Consider the following 17,406-nt stretch of genomic DNA (forward strand, 5'->3'; position numbering starts at 1 on the left):
CGCGCCTGACACGACAATTATAGAGCTATTGTTCAATATTCACACAGCGGATTCAACTGCTTCTTGCTCTTTTTGCAGGAGTATTTTTTTCAACAAAGCATTTTCCTGAACTAAACGCTCAATAAAGTCGTCGTTACTTGGTTCCTGCCTATTTACTTTATCAAACCAATTGAAATATTTATTCTTATTTTCATTGTTCATACATATACCCTTACTACTATTTATTATGTTCTACCTGTCCGAAAGGAGTACGCCGCATATCAGGAACAGGGGTTTTACTGGTGGATTACGCTCTTTGGCATTAATCACTGACTTTTAGATTGTTTATTACTTGCTCAACATCGCTGGCCTTCTTTGCTACCTCCACTGCGAGTTGCTTTTCAGCATCACTCTTAACTTGACCTTCCAATACAACGACGCCTTTATTACTGTTCACATTAATTTTGGTACTGCCGATATCTGGCGCCACTAAAAGACGGGTTTTGACCACCGTTGCGACTTTTCCATCGGTAAGTTTACGTTGCACAACACTGTCTTCATTGTCGCCCGGGGAAAAAACCGTCAGCATATTCTCTAAGCCGTTGACTCCCTCTATACCTAGAACGAGCTCCTGTGCAAGGTCCTTATCAGTGTCAGTTTCGACCTTACCGCGTAGTGTCACTTTGCCGTTTTCTACATCGGTATCAATACTGGTTGCATCTAAGTTGCCATTTAGCAACAGTGTTGCTTCGATGTATCCATCAAGCCAACCATCTTGAGCACTCGCCTTCCAATAATTGCCTGCTTGAACGTAAAGACTGGCGCTGCTTAGCGCTGTTAATAGTAAAAAATTACGAATTACTCTACTCATTTTAGTCTCCTGAGAACTCGTTAGATTATCTAATAACATATCAATGCTATAAAGATGCCACATACGCCGTATTGATCTACATCACTTAATAAGCAGCAAAACGCTCACAAAGATAGAAATATAATGTAGTAGTTACCTTTGATGCGGTAAAAAATGCATTAGGTAAAACGCAAGCAAAGGAGATCAAGATTTTTTACGTGTCGCTTTGTATTGTAAAAATGCCACCACACAAAATACGATAACCAACACAACACACAGCAAAAAAATCAGTTTGGCAATACTGGCAGCAACACCTATTACGCCACCAAAACCAAATACGGCTGCAATAACGCCTATAACAAAAAATGTTAGGGCCCAAGTCAACATATACACTTCCCTCACAACAGATAAAGCAAAGGGTAAATTTTACCCTTTAGCCCACTGCTACAAGCGACATGTATGCCAACCTTTAAAATCGGCTATAAGCCCCTAAATTTATTGGGAAATCAGTTATATTTACTTTGCACCCTGTAGCTTTTTCACTGGTGGTAGAAAAGTTTACATAGCCGCTCAACTACAATAAAAATAACGAACCTAAGCCCAAGAAAGCCACAAATCCAACAATGTCGGTCACCGTGGTTAGGATCACCGAACCTGATAACGCAGGATCTATATCAAACTTATTCAATACCACAGGCACTATCACTCCTGCGGCAGCTGCCGCAACGATGTTCAATAGAATAGCTAAACAGATAACTACGCCCAGCATAAGGTCTGAAAACCAGAAAGAGGCAATGCAACCGATTACTAGCGCCCAAACGACACCATTTAACCCACCAACACTTAACTCTTTTTTCAACAGCGCCTTTACGTTTGAGCTGGTAACCTGACCAAGGGCAAGACCTCGTATCATCAATGTTAAGGTCTGACTGCCAGCAATTCCGCCCATACTAGCCACAATCGGCATAAGAACAGCTAAGGCTACGACCTGTTGCAGAGTTGCTTCAAACATACCAATGAAAGCTGACGCTAAAAATGCGGTAAGTAGGTTTATGCCCAACCATACAGCTCGATTTTTGGCACTCTTAGGCACCGATGAGAACAAATCCTCATCTTCATCCATGCCCGCCGTTGCCATAACTTGACGCTCGTAAAATTCGTTAAGTAATTCGCTCGCAGTTGAAATATCCAGACGACCTAGGACTTTATTTTGCTCGTCCACTACTGGCAATGACGCGAACCCAGAACGCTGCACCGTTAATGATGCCAACGTCAATTCGTCAGTGGCATTAATAGTGTCAAATACCTCTTCCGATAAATCCACCAGCGGAACATGTTCAGGTAATCCCATAACCTTAGTCAATTTTACAGCTTCAGAAAACTGACCTGCCCGATTGACTAAAAAAATAGTGTCGGCATGAGTGGGTATATCACGGCGAATAAGTCGCAAGGCATCACGTACTTTTGCATTTAATGGCAGCACTAACGGATCTTGGCTAAGCCAGTGGCCTATTTGGTCATCACTGAACTGGCTAGCGTCAGTAAAGTACTTGCGCTGTTGCTTGTCCATTGCGTCGAGTGCTTTGCCGACTAAGGCATCGGGTAACGAGTCAGATAACTCAAGCAATTGCTCCGCATCGACTTCAAAGAAAATCGCTTCCCACTCATCTATGTCGGTTGCAGCGATGAGCGTTTCACGAGGATCTCCCCGCATAGCAACTAACACGTCTAATCGGCGGCGTTTGGGAATTCCTTCCCATACTTTTAAGCGCTGATCTAACGGTAACGATTCAAGTAATAATGCCACATCGTCGGTATCTTGCGCAGCCACAAGGGACGCTATTATATCTTGCTCATCACGCTCAGGAGCTGACACAACTTCTTCAATCAACTCAGGTAATAGTTCTGCCATGGTGACTCCTATCCAATACGGGCTCGATAATGATGAGAAAATGATGGGTGGCTAGTGAAATTAAACTAGGCGCAACTGCTTTTATCAGCAATAGACGTAACACTAACCATAAAAGTCACAACTTTTATGATACTTATAATTTTTTGTGACTGATTAGCGATTTATTCAGGTTTTGGCTCTTTGTCGTCATGCTCTTTGTCGTCATTAAGGGTGAATTGATAATACAGGTCCAATGCACTGTTTAATCCACTTACCGCCTCAAGATACAACTTAGGCATCAGCTGATAACGCAAGGCAACCTCAGATACGGAGTCGAATACGCCAACGCCGTAGCGCAGTTGCACGCCTGGGGCTATATAACCTGAAACAGACAACTTGGTATCATCGCCTGCCCCACTGGTATTTACAGCCAAATCATCAACCCCTAATTTGCGTCCTACATTAGTGACTGTATTCTCACTCTTGCCGAGACCAAAGCCAATTAGCAGACTCGCTAATGCCGCATCATTAGATGTTTCATCGACGCTGTCGATCGCTGTTCCGCGAAGCAAATACGAAAGCGCTTCAGATTGGCTCATACTTGGATCTGAAAACACACTCACTTTGGGCTCTGAGGCACTGCCTTCGATACGCAGCCCTGCGATCACGTCATCAGCGGTTTTATCTGGATCACGGATAGCCTCTACGACTAGGTAAGGACTATCTATGGGGCCGCTAAATTGCACCTCACCTTCCCTAATGACCAGGTCTTGTCCGTAGGCTGTGTAACGACCATTGATCAGATTCAATTCACCGTTGGCATTAAGTACCTCACCCGCTTGAGTGAGTAATAATGAGCCTTCTAAATCGGATGTAAGACCAAAGGCATCTATTTTTACCGCGTTGTCTTTTTGCGGATCAATATTAATTTGCAGGGAAAGATCAAATGGCATTTTATTTTCTACTACAGCTTGCTCATGATTGACTAAAATAACGTCGCTTGACGGAGACAATGCAGTTGGTGGCAACTCGCGCACTTTAATTCGCGCATAAGGTAAAGTGACTTCACCTTTAACCACTAACCCAGCAGAGCTATATTCTATATCGATATCAGGGGATAGTTTGGCTCGAACCATATTTTGATATTCGATTTCCATATCACTGCCCTTCACATTGACCACGGCGCTGGGTTCGCCCTGCCAGCTAAATCGGCCGTCAATTTGCCCTTTTCCGTTGCCCAGCTGAAACGGTCCCCTCAGTGATGCGGCCTGTCCTTCAAACGCAATAACTTGCTCTACTTGGTTAATACGTGAAGGCAAAATCGCACCGGCAAATATGCCGTCGTGCAACTTGACTTCCCCGTCGATTAACGGCGCAGTGAGATTGCCTGCAAGGTTCACCTGACCGTTAATGCGCCCTGCGAATTCACTTAATTGTGGTACAAACTGCGCTAAGGCGCCAAGAGTTATATCGTCAAGCGATAACTGACCCGAGATGGGCTTTTCGTCTTCATTAATTTGCACATCTACTTCTGAGCGTACATTACCTAACTGTTTACTCTGCAGTGTGAGTTTGCTTAATACGTGTTGAGATTGGCTGTTGGGGGCTGTACGTGTATTCACTACCACGGTCAACATGTCGAGCTGAAGTGGCGTTGTAGCTCCCTCAACCGTCCAGGTTGAAGGTGATAAATTAAGATTAGCCTCGATAACAGGCAAACCCTTAGTATCCCACTGTCCTTTTGCCACTAAGTTTAATGTCGCGTCAGTGCTCAACTTCTGTAAGGCAGAAAGGTTAGCATTTAACACCGGAGACAACGGCAGATCGTTAACGGCTATATCAAACTGGGCACCACTGGTTGCATATACCGCCTGCTTGATACAGACTCGAGCTTCGCTATCAATTAAACAAAATGGCGAGATACTATAATCATTGTTCGCCCAATTCACACTAATCTGCGGAGTATCCTCGTCCAAACTAAACTGCCCAGCATCCATTGCTATGGTTGCTACATCTAGGCTGCCATCCCAGTGGGTGTCTGCCAACGTACCGTGCAGTTTTGTGACTATATCAGCCATTTCACTGTTAAGAGACAAACTCAATTGATGCTGCTGCGCGTCTCCGGTCAATATCACATTCAAATTAGAAATCGACTGCTGGTTGAACAAACCATTTGTTAACTGTAATTCGATTTCAGCTTGCTTATCCGCATCCCATATTACTTGTCCTTTGGTAGATAATTGCGCGACACTAATTTCAGGCAACGAAATGTTATCCGCTGAGCCGGTGAAGTTAACTTGAGGCTCAAGTAACGTGCCATCGACTTGTGCACTTAATTTCGCTTGACCAGCAAAACTTGGATACAACTGTGACAAGTCTTTTGCATCTACTGACAACTCAGCTTGTAAATCTTCAAACGCTTCCAATGTGCCGCTAACAATGACCTTGTTGTCACCCGTTTGCACTACCAACTCTGGAATGTCGATCCCATCGATGGAGTCAAAATTAGCACTACCTGATGCCAGTAACTGATAATCAAGCCAAACACCAGATGCAGCCAACTCACGCATATGAGCAACAATATGTTGGCCATCATATTGCCCATTAAGCGTAACAATTCCCTTAACCTTAGCTTCTAGCTGGGGCCAAAAAACCTGCGGTTGAATATCATTAAACTCTATTTTACTTTGCCATTGTGCTAATGAATCAATTGTCAGGTCGCCCGTTGCTTCAATTCCCCCGCCGAGCGTTTTGACAGCTAAGCTAGCGATTTGTGCACTACGGGTGTTACCAGATGCTTGCAATACAATACTCGACTGAGGAATAGCCGCGCCTTTAACCGCGGTATCCAATGTTAATCGGTATTCGTTTAAATCCCCGTTAAGACTGAGTTGCCCACTGTCCACATGAATTTGTGGCTCTTTAACTGGCCAGTCAATAGATTGCCAATTCACGTTTAGAGAAAGGGGAAGTAACTTAGATTTTAAATCAACGTTAGCAAGCGCTTTTAGCGTAACCAATCCACTGGTTTCGATATTTATTTCGCTGCGCTGCAGGTTTCCTTTGAGTGTAACCTTCGCATCAAGCGGATAAGCACTTTGCGGGGCGCTTTTCGCCACCAATTGTAGTTGATGCTGCCATTGCTTGGTTAACGTAGCGGTTAAATCAGCGCTGCCTAAACTTGAACTTACCTGTAAAGATTTTATGGTTAGTACCTTAGGGGTAATGTCAATGGTGGCACGTAATTGTGCTATGTCTAAAATAGACTGCTTGCCTTGGGTAACCAGTACATCATTAATAGCCAGGTTTTTCCCGCGCATAACAATCGGAAAAACAATTGACGGTAATTTAAGCGGAGTATATTGCCAGTTAGCGATACTTTGTAAATCAATGCCTTGCTGCGCATTGACTGACGGCTTCGAATTAGGTGCCGGTAAAGCCACTCGGATCCTATCAAGGTTGAGATGATCTATGCTCAAGGTACGATACATACTCAGCTTTGTTGACACCGCCTGAACTTTCAAACCAAGCGTGTTGGCCACATCGACGCGTATATTTTGAATATCCAATGCGTCGACAGAAACAGGTATGGGCAAGGTAATGCGCTCTAGAGGTTCACTGCTCGCGGTCGTTTCAGCCTCGCTTGGGCTCACCGTAACCCCGATGCTTTGAGCGCTTAGTTTTGACAAACATGCTTGCATGGTCGCCACGCACGACCAATTTACATCAACGACGAGTTTACTCACTTGTAAATTTACTTCAGGAGTGACAAACGTTATACGTTTCAGCGAAAGCTCTGAAAGTAAACTCCCTGAGTCATAGTCAATATCAAGGGAATCTAAGCTACTATCAGCGATAGATAATACGCCTCTAGTACCCCAAGGAGAGGCAATCAATGCCAGCAATAAAATGACACAACAGAGAAAAATGGCTAAATATTTCAACAGTTTCATAAAACGGGTCCCATTGAAAAGTGAAAGCGCCAAGTAGTTTCTTCCACACTGTTGCCTCGAGCAAAATAGAAGCGAATAGGCCCTACTGGAGATGACCAACTTGCACCAAGGCCAATACCGGTGGCTAAATCTTTAAAGGGTTTATCACTGGCATTACCAATATCGGTAAACACCGCCATACGCCAGTCTTGAGATACGGGATAGGAGTATTCTGCACTCGCTACATTCAGGTACTGGCCGCCCGTCAATTCATCATCTTCCTCAGGCGACAAGGTATTCAACGCAAAACCTCGCACACTTTGATCGCCCCCTGCGAAGTAGCGTAAGCTTGAGGGAACCTGAGAAAAGTCATTGGTGGCAATAGCCCCAAGCTCGGCGCGCACAAATACCCTGTGCTTACCGTACGAACGTAACCATTTAGATTGCAAAGAAATACGCACTAAGTCGATATCTGAAACCACTTCTTGAGTGGCTCCTTCAAGCGTGTATTGCTGCTTATCTCCCCAGTTGATATCAAGACCACCACGGGCTCGGCGGCGACTCAGGGTAACGCCAGGCAACAGTAGTGTGGTTGTCTGCTGGTCGTCGGTTCCTTGAGTAAACTTTTCCTGTTCTAAGCGTAAAAAACCGATACGTTGCCAATCACTCTGCTGTGATCCCCAGTGACGCTGAACGGCCAACGTTAAAGCTTCACTTTGCGTATCATTGTCGTTTTCAGCCTTCACCCCAGCTTGATAGCTAAGGTAATTATTTAGTGGGTCTTCCAGTGGCACTTTGTACTTGATGCTGGCATTTTGCTCAGGTTGAGAAATAAACATTTCAGCCGCCAAGCTATGACCTTGGCCATTGACCCAGGGTCGTTGCCACTTAAAACGCAAACGCGGGCCAGTGTCCGTCGATGCCCCGCCACCAATATTGAATGTATCTTTGGGTTTTGCACTGGTAATCAATTGAATGGGTACATTAAGCCCATCCGCTTTACTAACAAGCGGTCGGGCAACTACTTGTTGAAAATAACCAGTTAACTTCAGGTTTTGGTTAAATATAGCCAGCTTATCTGCATCATAAGGGTCGCCTTCTTTAAAGTTAGAGACTTCTTTAATAAGCAGTTGAGCTTTATCATCTTCTGGAATAATAAGTTTACCGAAGCCGTATCTCTTACCCGCAGAAAACTGCAGATCTACGCTGGCTGAGTAAGTGTCAAAATCGATACGAATTTCTTGGACGGTAAATTTAGCGTCAAAATAGCCCCGTACTTGGGCCATGGATAACAGCTTACTTTTAAGACCTTCATATTGGCCTTGCTCCAAGTAAGTTCCCTCTTTGAGTTGGGCTTTATCCACAATCCCTTGTAAAACATCGTCTGGTTTTTCAGTGCCAACTAATTCAATTCGCCGTTTGCCTATTTTAACCCGCGAGCCTGCTTGTACAGTAAGATATAACTCACTGCATTCTTTGTCTTTAGATAAGCTCATTTTTAAGGTTTCGAGTTGATAATAACCCACCGCTTGTGCCGCTTTGTTAACAGCTTCTTTAACCGTTTGGCGGTAGTTTTGAGTCAGCTCACAATTAACTGGCGCACCAATAATACCAATATAGACGTCAATATTATCTTTAAGACTACTATCGTCGGCACCTTCGATATCAACCGATATCGCAAATGCGCTAGGTACAGTTAACGCCATAAGCGCAAAATAAATAAGAGTCCGCAGAATAAACAAAGTAACCTCGGTATTTCGATAGCTTTGGGAACGACAAGCATTCATTTACTGCTATCAGATGCAAAACAATGAATTAATAAGCAAGATACATGACAACACGTTAACGACCGACACAATTAATTCTGTTGCAAAGCCTCGACAGTATTAGCGCGTTGAGAGGAAACTCGTTCTTCTTCGCATGAACCAATATTGCCAGGATGCTTAGCGGCAAACCACATGGTCATAAAGTCTTTAATCAATTTTTGTTCAATTTCAATCGCACGTTCTGTGGGGCAGAATATTGCAATCGTCACCACCGAGTCGCCGACGTCTGAAGTCGAAACACTGATATGCGGTTCGGGGCCGGCAATTTTTACATCCAACCGTCTCTCGATTGTTTGGCTGTAGCGATAGGCAACCTCTTTAAAGTCTTCGCAATACAGCTCTGCGTTTTGCTGCAACTGATCGATAAACAGATAGGGATTAACACTTTGGTCTCGGGTAATCGTAAAATGGTGTGTCGCGTAACGTTTCAAAAAATTTAGATTTTTGATGGTGTTCGTGATCATTGCATTGTTTGGAATAAATAAGGTTTTACCTGTGTACTCGTATTTGTGAATATCCACTTCTAGCAAGGTGCTTTTCATCCAGTCGGTTTCAGACACTTCACCAACAATCTCCCCTACTTGTACCCAATCACCAATACGAAAAGGTCGAGTAGAAGCTAAGTAGAAAAAACCGATTACGCACTGAATAAACTCTCGGGTGGCCAATACAATAGCCACCGCAAACGCTGCAATAGACAAAGCGAAGTTTTGTAATTCCCCAGCCCACAAACTAAGCAACAGAAATAACATCACGAAATTCAAAAAGTTCTTAATGTTATTAACGAGATCGCGCTTGTCTTTTCCTTTGCTTATCGCGCGATTACGCACCACTTTGACTAACGTGTGCTTCACCCCGAGTGTGAGAGAACCCACAATGATAGTGAGCACAACTTTGTTACTAAACAGAGCGCTAAGGAAAAAAGTAATTTGTTCTAAAAAATTTGGGAAATCTATACTCATTTACGGCTTCATACTTGTAAGGCTATTCGAAAAAACGGTCACGTCATCAATACAAACTTGAGCGTTACGCTTTATATAAGCCTACTAAGGGTAGGCATGCCAACTCAAGTGTCAATATCGGCGCTATTTTAGCATGCTTACCAATGATGAATCCGCTGGTGATATGATTATTTTTTACGTGGCTGCTGAATTTTTTGTTCTGGTCTGTCAGTCACTTTACCGACCGTTTTCCACTTAGCCCGAGGGTTAATAATACTGGGGCGAGTCAAAATTAGGTTATTCGGGTAAACAATAATTTCTCTGTCTTCAGTGATCAATTTCGTGTTGAACAGATTGATCTCAGTGATAAAGCCTTCTACATAATTATCTGCATCAATCACCCGAATAAAATTACCCCGTCGGAAAGACGTTTGAAACAACAATAAAAAATACGCTGTGATATTACTCAACAAAGACCAACTGGCAAAAAATGCCACACCCGTAAGCGTAATCAACGATGTTGAAATAACCAATAAACCACTAAAATCGATACCCCACGCAATAAGGATAACCGCAAACGTTAAGATACCGAAGACTAGCCGAATAATATGATAAGCCCGCAAAACTTCTGGCGTTTTCAAATTGCTTTCGTCAATTTTCTTTTCAATTCTGGGTAGCGTCAATTTAGTGATAACCACATAAACTATCAACATTACTGCCGTCCAAATCAAGCTACCCATGTACTGATGGGCCCAGTCGATTACGTTATTAACCCAATGTGTTTCTAGCATGTAGTGCAATCCAATTTATGAAGGCCTATGCCTACAGTTAAGGTACCCGTTTTGCCTTAGCTTACGGGGAAATTAATGAAAGTGCGCATCCTAGTCGATAAAAGAATACGAAGTAAAGCAGATTGCTGTTGCTGCTCGAAGTACATTCACAAAAACCATCCTTTTATCGGTAAAAGTTACATAATAATTGCATAACATACTGGCGTATTTATTAACTCTTATGCAATTCCCCCATGCTCGTGTAATATTAAATCCCATGGGAAACACAAAGCGAATCCCCCGGAATAATCGGGCTAAAGAGTTTAAATACTAATGACGAACGGTCCGATTCTTTACACAAAACACAAGCACTGGCTCAATAGGTTGTTGTTAATTATTGCGTCACTCGTTATTTTCTCGGTCAGTGCCCAGCAAGAAGTGCATTTTAAAGTAGTTGACCAATTTGGAGCGCCAGTGGCTAATGCTGTTGTTAGCACCGATGGCGCATCGCTAGATAGCGCTGAAACAACCGCCGTAATGGACCAAATTAATAAACAGTTTGCACCTCATGTTTTAGTCGTACAAAAAGGTCAGTCGGTGCGCTTTCCCAATAGCGACGATATACGGCACCACATATATAGTTTTTCGCAGCCTAAGCCATTTGAAATACGTCTTTTCAAAGGCGAAGAATCCATCCCCGTAACATTTGACCAACCCGGAGTAGTCGTGCTCGGTTGTAATATTCACGACCAAATGATCGGTTATATCTATATTGCCGATAATGAGTTGACTACCGTAACCAATGAAAATGGCGAAGCAACATTGCATACGCGAGCGACAGAATTCAATATTTGGCAGGCTCAATTATCGTCTAGTCATTCCGAACGTCTTCATCTCACCCGCGATGCTTCAGATATTGGGCTGCAAAAAGTAACACTGAGTCTATTAGAAGAGAGAAAAGCGCACGTTAAGCAACGCAAATTCTCCCGAAAGTTCACATCAGGAGACCCATAATTGGCCACCAAAAAATTAAACCAGAGTATATTCCGTCTTGTTGTTGGCCTCGTCATGTTAACCGCCACAATGATACTCATCAACGTCTGGAGTTCGACCAGTAAACACGCCGAACATCAGTTGAATAATGACCTGAAAGTTGCGCAAAACGTATTTGAACAGGTGCTTGCAAACCGCGAAAACGTGCTTTATAACTCGGCGAGTGTGTTAACCGCAGATTTTGGTTTTAAACAAGCGGTCGCCACAGGTGATAGACCGACGATAAACAGTGCCTTGTTTAATCATCGCGGGCGTATCAACGCAGATTTAATGGCGCTTGTATCCCTAAATGGCAAGAATATCAGCAGTGTTCCTAAGATTTTAGTGCCGGATCAAACATTCCCATATCCTCGGGTTGTGCAAAACGCCATAAGTAACGGTGGTGCTTCGTCACTTTTGTTTATTGATCAACGTCTTTACCAAGTGATGATGCTGACCATAGATGCCCCCACCCCTATCGCCGTGGCAGTCATCGGTTTTGAAATAAACCAAGAATGGGGCCAGCAACTTAAAAATATTACCCAACTCGAGACCACTATAGAAGTACAAACAAAAGGAGAGGAAACCTTTACAATCAGTACCTTGCCAGCAAATCTGGTGGCGCCGACGTTAGCTCAACAAGATCAGCCGTTGTCGTGGCTGTCCCTTAGCCTTCTCAATGATGTTCCCTATGTTTCAAGGCGTTTTTTATTAGCAGATGAAGATAACTTCAAAGTCTTAATTACCTTGTCAAACGATGTCCATCGACTGTTTGCTGACTTTAGAGCCTTACAAACCAATATTGCGTTGATTGCTTTGTTGGCCATCATACTTGCTCTATGTTTTGCGGCGCTGTTCTCACGGAAAGTTGCTAAACCTCTTGTTGCGCTTGCTGACATCGCCCAACGTATATCTAGCGGGGATTACAATAAAGCCATAAATACGACATCCAGCTCAACAGAAGTAACTAACCTAGCCATTGCACTTGAATCGATGCAATCAAACATTCGTCAACGCGAAGAAAAAATAAGCTACCAAGCACAGCATGACATCCTAACCGGCCTAAATAATCGCTATAACATGGAGGTGCAACTCAACGCCAAATTTGAGCAAAACAAGCCATTTCAGGTGTTAGGCATAAATGTATTTGGTTTTCGCGGCATTAATGATGTGTTCGGCTATCACAACGGCGATATTTGCCTACAGATATTAGCTAAACGGCTAGCTGAGTACGGCGGATTAGGTGCACGCCTAGCGGGTGGTGAATTATTATGGATACCCGATACGCTCGTTACCCATGAACAAGTCATAGCGTTCAAAAATACCTTGGAAGAGCCTATTGAAACGGGTGATGCATCAATTACAACTCGGGTATCTGTGGGTATGCTTAATTGCCCAATTGATGCACAAAATGCTGAAGAGCTCTTCCGTCGCATGAATATTGTGCTTGATGAGACTCAAAAAACCGAGCAGCTGATGCTAAGTTACGAACCTGAGTACGAACATCGATATTTGCGCCGCCTGTCAATTATCGCTGAGTTAAAAACAGCATTAAACGACCAGCAAGAAGAACTGAGCCTGTTTTATCAACCCAAGTTAGACCTAATCAGCGGCACGGTCACTAAAGTGGAAGCCTTGATCCGGTGGAATAATGCTTTATTGGGATTTGTCTCTCCCGAGGACTTTATTAGCGTGGCGGAACAAGCTGGTTTTATTGGCAAAATTACTGACTGGGTCATCAATCAAGCTATTAAAGATGCTGTAATACTCAAGGGCTTAGGTTTGAATGTGAGTATTGCCATTAATCTATCTGCCAAAGATGTGATGGACGATACATTGCTGCCTCATATAATCACGCTAATGAACGCAAGCCAACTGGAGACCAATGCCTTGAGTTTCGAAATGACAGAAAGCGACTTAGTGCAAGAGCCTGAGAAAGCGATTCAGCAACTGCAAGCATTTCGAAATAGAGGCTTCGAGATGGCTATCGATGACTTTGGTACCGGCTACTCATCCATGTCTTACTTAAAAAACCTGCCAGTGACGACCTTAAAAGTAGACAAGAGCTTTGTGCTCAAACTCGACTCCCAACAAGGCGACCAAAAAATTGTACGTTCCGTTATCGATTTGGCGCACAACTTTGGTTTGAATGTGGTAGCAGAGGGGATTGAGAATCAGGCTACCCTGAAACTGTTACATGGCTGGGGATGTGAATTGGCTCAAGGTTTCTATATGAGTAAACCGCTCCCGTTAAATGATTTTGTTCAATGGCATAAAAAACATCAATCAACTAATTGGTTAGAAGATTAATGCACAAATCACTCAGTATGTGGTTCTACCTAAGTTGTTTATTCACGGTTTGCTGCACTATGGCATCAGCCCAGGACGGTAAACTCATTGGCACAGCGGGCTTAGTGCAATTGGAAGGATCTGGTGGCGGTGGTATTGTACCTTGGGCAACATTAGTCGGTTATGATAGCCAGGATCAAATCTCCGTTAATGTGGTGGCGACGCAAGTGGATGTAGATGATTACCGCTTGAATGTATTGGGTCTAAGTGCGTCATTTTACGACCGTGTCGAGATTAGTGTGGCCCAACATCGCTTTGATTTAAAAGGCGCTGGGGTTGATATCAAGCAAAATATATACGCTGTGAAATATCGCATATACGGTGACGTTGTATATTCAAACTGGCCACAGATTAGCGTTGGCGCCCAACATAAGGTATTAGCGGACGAAAGCATAGCCAGTGCGCTTGGCGCCCATAAAACTAGCAGTGGGACCGATTTCTACATTGCGGCAACAAAAGTACATCTTGGGGCGATTGCTGGCTATAACGCAGTATGGAACCTAACCGCTCGTGCAACCCAAGCCAATGAAATGGGTTTGCTCGGTTACGGCGGAATAAACAACAATGATTATGAAGTCATGCTAGAAGCTTCGGCAGGAATTTTGTTTTCTCGTCACTTTGCTGTAGGCATAGAGTACCGACAAAAGCCCGATAATCTTGGATTGGGAGAAGATGACTGGAAAGACTTATTCGTCACCTACATTCCCAGTAAGAACTTGGCCATTACATTGGCTTGGGCGGACTTGGGCACCATTGCTGGAGCCAGTGGTCAAGACGGACTATATCTTTCTTTAAACGGCCAACTTTGGTGAGACTGATGAAACGCAGTAAATTTGTGGTATTGATCATATTCCTTGTGGGACTAAACGCTTGCTCATCCATTTCACAGCAATCTGTTTATGCCCAAATGGGTGGCCAGCAGAAAATTGAACAAGTAGTGGATAACTTCATCAATGAAATAGAATTTGACCCAGTTATTTTTGAGTACTTTAAAGATTCAGATGTTGATCGTTTCAAAGAAAAATTTATTGAACATTTATGCAATTTAACCGGTGGGCCGTGTGAATATAGCGGCGACACTATGGTTCAGGTGCACACAGGCATGAATATGTCAGAGGCAGATTTTAACCGAGGGGTAGATTTGTTGATCAACGCCATGACCAAAGCGCAAATACCCCATACGGTGCAGAACAAGGTATTGGCTATTCTCGCTACAAAGCGTAACGAAATGCTCTATATCTAAGCAATTAATACACCGCTATGCCTGTATTTTAAGACGTATCACATAGCCTCATTATATAACGTAGGCTATTACTCAACCCACTAGATAAGTACCTGTACCAGAAGCAATGTGCTGTCCTTCCTCGTTGTGCAGCTCCATCCGGCATACGGCTAATTTTCTTCCTCGGCGTATAACGGTCGCGGTTGCGATAAATTCTTTGCCCTTACCTGGGCGCAAATAGTCAACACGCATATCTATGGTGCCATTATTTGCTAACGTGTTTTTAAATTCGTCCACTTCATCTGGTTTAAGTTGTTTGATACCGTACATCAAAGCAACAACACTGCCCACTGTATCAAGAATGGCAGCGGTGGCCCCTCCATGGAGTATTTTGTGTACGGGGTTGCCCATCAACTTATCATTCCAAGGCATACGTATTTGCACTTCGTGATCACCTACAGTTTCAATTTGAAATCCTAACGCTTGATTAAATGGCATACTATCTTGGAAAAATGCCAATACGAATTCGGCTAATTGCTCTGGGGTTAAGCTTTTGTTATCGCTCATATTATCTTCCTTGTCTTGGGTAAAATCCCAATGTGACTAACTTTTTAACTATTGGCAAGTGATGTATGGGTTAAAAACGCGTAAAATGCGCGCAGAATTTTGTTTTAGAGCCTGTTTTTGTCCCAGCTTACTCCTTCAATCCCTGATATCGCCCGCGCCCAAGAGGTGCTGAAAACCGTATTTGGCTATGATGAATTTCGCGAAGGCCAGCGAGAAGTCATCGAACGCATCATGCAGGGTCAAGATGTATTAGTGCTGATGCCCACCGGCGGCGGCAAATCGCTGTGTTATCAAATACCCGCTTTGGTGCTGGAAGGCTTGACTATCGTTGTGTCTCCTTTAATCGCTCTAATGAAGGATCAAGTTGATGCCTTAGTCGCTTCTGGGGTTAGTGCTGCGTATATCAACTCGAACCTCAGCAGTGAAGAAATGCTAAAGGTATACCGTGGCATGCAAGACGGTCACTATAAGCTTATCTATGTTGCTCCAGAGCGCCTGATGCAATTTGACTTCATGCAACGTTTGCACAGTTTAAAAATCGCCCTATTTGCCGTAGACGAAGCCCATTGCGTTTCACATTGGGGCCACGACTTTCGTAAAGAATATCGTCAGCTAGGTCAATTAAAGCAGCAGTTTTTGGGGGTGCCCATTGTTGGACTAACAGCAACTGCCGATATCACCACCCGCAGTGACATTTTGCAACAGCTCGCTTTAGAACAACCATTTGTATTTAAAGGCAGTTTCGATAGACCCAATATTCGCTATAATCAATTGTTCAAATATAAAGCCACAGACCAGGTTATTCAGTATGTGAAGCAGCAAGACGGCAGTGGCATTATTTACTGCAACAGCCGCAAAAAAGTCGATGATTTAAGTATCGCTTTAGCGCGCCAAGGTATTAATTGTGCTGGTTATCATGCAGGCCTCGAGGGACCAATCAGGGATAAAATACAGCGTGATTTTATTCAGGACAATATCGACATCATCGTGGCAACTGTGGCCTTTGGCATGGGCATAAATAAATCAAATGTGCGTTTCGTGGTACATTTTGATTTACCTCGGAGTGTTGAGTCTTACTATCAGGAAACAGGACGCGCCGGTCGTGATGGCATGCCTGCTGAAGCCCTTCTTTTGTTCGATGAGAAAGATGCCGCTCGCATCAGACAATGGATCAGCATGGGAGATAATCCAGCCCGTTTGGATATTGAACTACAAAAATTTGCCGCCATGGAAGCGTTTGCTGAGGCGCAAACTTGTCGTAGACAAGTACTGTTAAATTATTTTTCTGAATACTCAGCGCAAGACTGTGGAAACTGCGATATTTGTCTTGATCCCCCTAAGCGCTTTGACGGCACAATACCTGCGCAAATGGTCTTGTCATGCATTTATCGTTTAGGTCAAAATGTGGCCAGTCAATATGTGATAGATGTATTACGCGGTAAAAAACTGAAGCGAATTATAGAACAGGGGCATGACAGTCTTAGCACATTCGCCATAGGCAAGGATAAGTCCGATGCCCACTGGCATAATATTATTAATCAATTGATACACAAAGGTTTTTTGCGGATTGATATCACCCAAAATGCCGTTTTGAAATTAACTGAAGAAGCGCGCAATGTCCTCGGAGGGAAGCTAGAACTCGCCTTGGCTGTGCCACGCTTAACGATTGATTCTGGCAAAAAATCGAAACTCAAAGAAATGAATTACGATCGCAAGTTGTTTGCTAAATTGAAACATCTACGCAAATCTATTGCAGAGCGAGAAGATGTTCCTCCGTTTGTGGTATTCAGTGATGCCACCTTGGCCGATATGGCTGATAAGCTTCCCCAGTCGTCCGCCGAGTTTTTGGATGTTAATGGAGTAGGCCAAACCAAACTTGACCGCTATGGAAGTGAGTTTTTAAGCGCTATTTCCGCCTATTCCATTGGCTAGCTTATTCGATAAAGGGCCATCTGCTTAACTTAACATATTGGTTTATTGCTGACGTTTAATAGTCTACATACCAATTCCTCTGAGCGTCATATCACCTTTACTAACGGGGGTGATT

General features: G+C 43.5%; 14 protein-coding genes. 5 read left to right on the forward strand and 9 right to left on the reverse strand.

The window, feature by feature from the left end; genetic code table 11:
- Positions 1 to 39: 39 nt before the first annotated feature.
- The 8 genes from GQR89_RS21400 to GQR89_RS20135 form a co-directional block, all read right to left on the reverse strand.
- The gene (locus GQR89_RS21400; protein WP_199271347.1) at positions 40 to 201 is read right to left on the reverse strand and encodes a hypothetical protein; all 162 of its coding nucleotides are present in this window, start codon (positions 199 to 201) and stop codon (positions 40 to 42) included.
- A gap of 100 nt (positions 202 to 301) precedes the next feature.
- Positions 302 to 850, reverse strand: coding sequence for a BON domain-containing protein (locus GQR89_RS20105; RefSeq protein ID WP_158771871.1), 549 nt, complete (start codon positions 848 to 850; stop codon positions 302 to 304).
- A gap of 183 nt (positions 851 to 1,033) precedes the next feature.
- Complete coding sequence (locus GQR89_RS20110; RefSeq protein WP_158771872.1) at positions 1,034 to 1,216, reverse strand: DUF1328 domain-containing protein; 183 nt, start codon at positions 1,214 to 1,216, stop codon at positions 1,034 to 1,036.
- Between the two features lie 187 nt (positions 1,217 to 1,403).
- The gene (locus GQR89_RS20115; protein WP_158771873.1) at positions 1,404 to 2,741 is read right to left on the reverse strand and encodes a magnesium transporter; all 1,338 of its coding nucleotides are present in this window, start codon (positions 2,739 to 2,741) and stop codon (positions 1,404 to 1,406) included.
- A gap of 161 nt (positions 2,742 to 2,902) precedes the next feature.
- The gene (locus tag GQR89_RS20120; RefSeq protein ID WP_199271348.1) at positions 2,903 to 6,673 is read right to left on the reverse strand and encodes a translocation/assembly module TamB domain-containing protein; all 3,771 of its coding nucleotides are present in this window, start codon (positions 6,671 to 6,673) and stop codon (positions 2,903 to 2,905) included.
- Positions 6,670 to 8,439 carry an autotransporter assembly complex family protein gene (locus GQR89_RS20125; RefSeq protein WP_304611183.1) on the reverse strand — a complete coding sequence of 590 codons (1,770 nt, stop codon included), beginning with the start codon at positions 8,437 to 8,439 and terminating at the stop codon, positions 6,670 to 6,672. Before GQR89_RS20125 ends, GQR89_RS20120 begins: the two co-directional genes overlap by 4 nt.
- A 71-nt stretch (positions 8,440 to 8,510) precedes the next feature.
- Positions 8,511 to 9,440 carry a mechanosensitive ion channel family protein gene (locus GQR89_RS20130; protein WP_233269027.1) on the reverse strand — a complete coding sequence of 310 codons (930 nt, stop codon included), beginning with the start codon at positions 9,438 to 9,440 and terminating at the stop codon, positions 8,511 to 8,513.
- A gap of 167 nt (positions 9,441 to 9,607) precedes the next feature.
- The gene (locus GQR89_RS20135; protein WP_158771874.1) at positions 9,608 to 10,210 is read right to left on the reverse strand and encodes a mechanosensitive ion channel domain-containing protein; all 603 of its coding nucleotides are present in this window, start codon (positions 10,208 to 10,210) and stop codon (positions 9,608 to 9,610) included.
- A gap of 312 nt (positions 10,211 to 10,522) precedes the next feature.
- Here GQR89_RS20135 and GQR89_RS20140 point away from each other — a divergent pair, with 312 nt between their 5' ends.
- Genes GQR89_RS20140 through GQR89_RS20155 form a run of 4 tightly spaced genes read left to right on the forward strand, consistent with a single transcriptional unit; the run spans position 10,523 to position 14,813 of the window.
- Positions 10,523 to 11,203, forward strand: coding sequence for a methylamine utilization protein (locus GQR89_RS20140; protein ID WP_158771875.1), 681 nt, complete (start codon positions 10,523 to 10,525; stop codon positions 11,201 to 11,203).
- On the forward strand, positions 11,204 to 13,531 hold the full coding sequence (locus GQR89_RS20145) for an EAL domain-containing protein (RefSeq protein ID WP_158771876.1): 2,328 nt from the start codon (positions 11,204 to 11,206) through the stop codon (positions 13,529 to 13,531). It abuts the gene before it with no gap.
- Between the two features lie 59 nt (positions 13,532 to 13,590).
- Entirely contained in the window at positions 13,591 to 14,382 is a 792-nt protein-coding gene (locus GQR89_RS20150; RefSeq protein WP_233269028.1) for a DUF3034 family protein, read from the forward strand.
- A 5-nt stretch (positions 14,383 to 14,387) separates the two neighbouring features.
- Positions 14,388 to 14,813, forward strand: coding sequence for a group 1 truncated hemoglobin (locus GQR89_RS20155; protein ID WP_233269029.1), 426 nt, complete (start codon positions 14,388 to 14,390; stop codon positions 14,811 to 14,813).
- A 72-nt stretch (positions 14,814 to 14,885) separates the two neighbouring features.
- On the opposite strand, the gene GQR89_RS20160 is transcribed toward GQR89_RS20155, so the two are convergent.
- Entirely contained in the window at positions 14,886 to 15,359 is a 474-nt protein-coding gene (locus tag GQR89_RS20160) for a thioesterase family protein (protein WP_158771877.1), read from the reverse strand.
- Positions 15,360 to 15,476: 117 nt separating this feature from the next.
- Between GQR89_RS20160 and recQ the strand changes: the two genes are divergently transcribed.
- Positions 15,477 to 17,291 carry a DNA helicase RecQ gene (recQ, locus tag GQR89_RS20165; RefSeq protein WP_158771878.1) on the forward strand — a complete coding sequence of 605 codons (1,815 nt, stop codon included), beginning with the start codon at positions 15,477 to 15,479 and terminating at the stop codon, positions 17,289 to 17,291.
- Positions 17,292 to 17,406 lie beyond the last annotated feature (115 nt).

The organism is Paraglaciecola sp. L1A13 (genome assembly GCF_009796745.1).
Lineage (GTDB): Bacteria > Pseudomonadota > Gammaproteobacteria > Enterobacterales > Alteromonadaceae > Paraglaciecola.

Excerpts from the sequence above, each read along its gene's own strand:
- GQR89_RS21400 (WP_199271347.1), bottom strand. The coding sequence starts at position 201 with ATGAACAATGAAAATAAGAATAAATATTTCAATTGGTTTGATAAAGTA.
- GQR89_RS20105 (WP_158771871.1), bottom strand. The coding sequence starts at position 850 with ATGAGTAGAGTAATTCGTAATTTTTTACTATTAACAGCGCTAAGCAGC.
- GQR89_RS20110 (WP_158771872.1), bottom strand. The coding sequence starts at position 1,216 with ATGTTGACTTGGGCCCTAACATTTTTTGTTATAGGCGTTATTGCAGCC.
- GQR89_RS20115 (WP_158771873.1), bottom strand. The coding sequence starts at position 2,741 with ATGGCAGAACTATTACCTGAGTTGATTGAAGAAGTTGTGTCAGCTCCT.
- GQR89_RS20120 (WP_199271348.1), bottom strand. The coding sequence starts at position 6,673 with ATGAAACTGTTGAAATATTTAGCCATTTTTCTCTGTTGTGTCATTTTA.
- GQR89_RS20125 (WP_304611183.1), bottom strand. The coding sequence starts at position 8,439 with ATGAATGCTTGTCGTTCCCAAAGCTATCGAAATACCGAGGTTACTTTG.
- GQR89_RS20130 (WP_233269027.1), bottom strand. The coding sequence starts at position 9,440 with ATGAGTATAGATTTCCCAAATTTTTTAGAACAAATTACTTTTTTCCTT.
- GQR89_RS20135 (WP_158771874.1), bottom strand. The coding sequence starts at position 10,210 with ATGCTAGAAACACATTGGGTTAATAACGTAATCGACTGGGCCCATCAG.
- GQR89_RS20140 (WP_158771875.1), top strand. The coding sequence starts at position 10,523 with ATGACGAACGGTCCGATTCTTTACACAAAACACAAGCACTGGCTCAAT.
- GQR89_RS20150 (WP_233269028.1), top strand. The coding sequence starts at position 13,591 with ATGGCATCAGCCCAGGACGGTAAACTCATTGGCACAGCGGGCTTAGTG.
- GQR89_RS20155 (WP_233269029.1), top strand. The coding sequence starts at position 14,388 with ATGAAACGCAGTAAATTTGTGGTATTGATCATATTCCTTGTGGGACTA.
- GQR89_RS20160 (WP_158771877.1), bottom strand. The coding sequence starts at position 15,359 with ATGAGCGATAACAAAAGCTTAACCCCAGAGCAATTAGCCGAATTCGTA.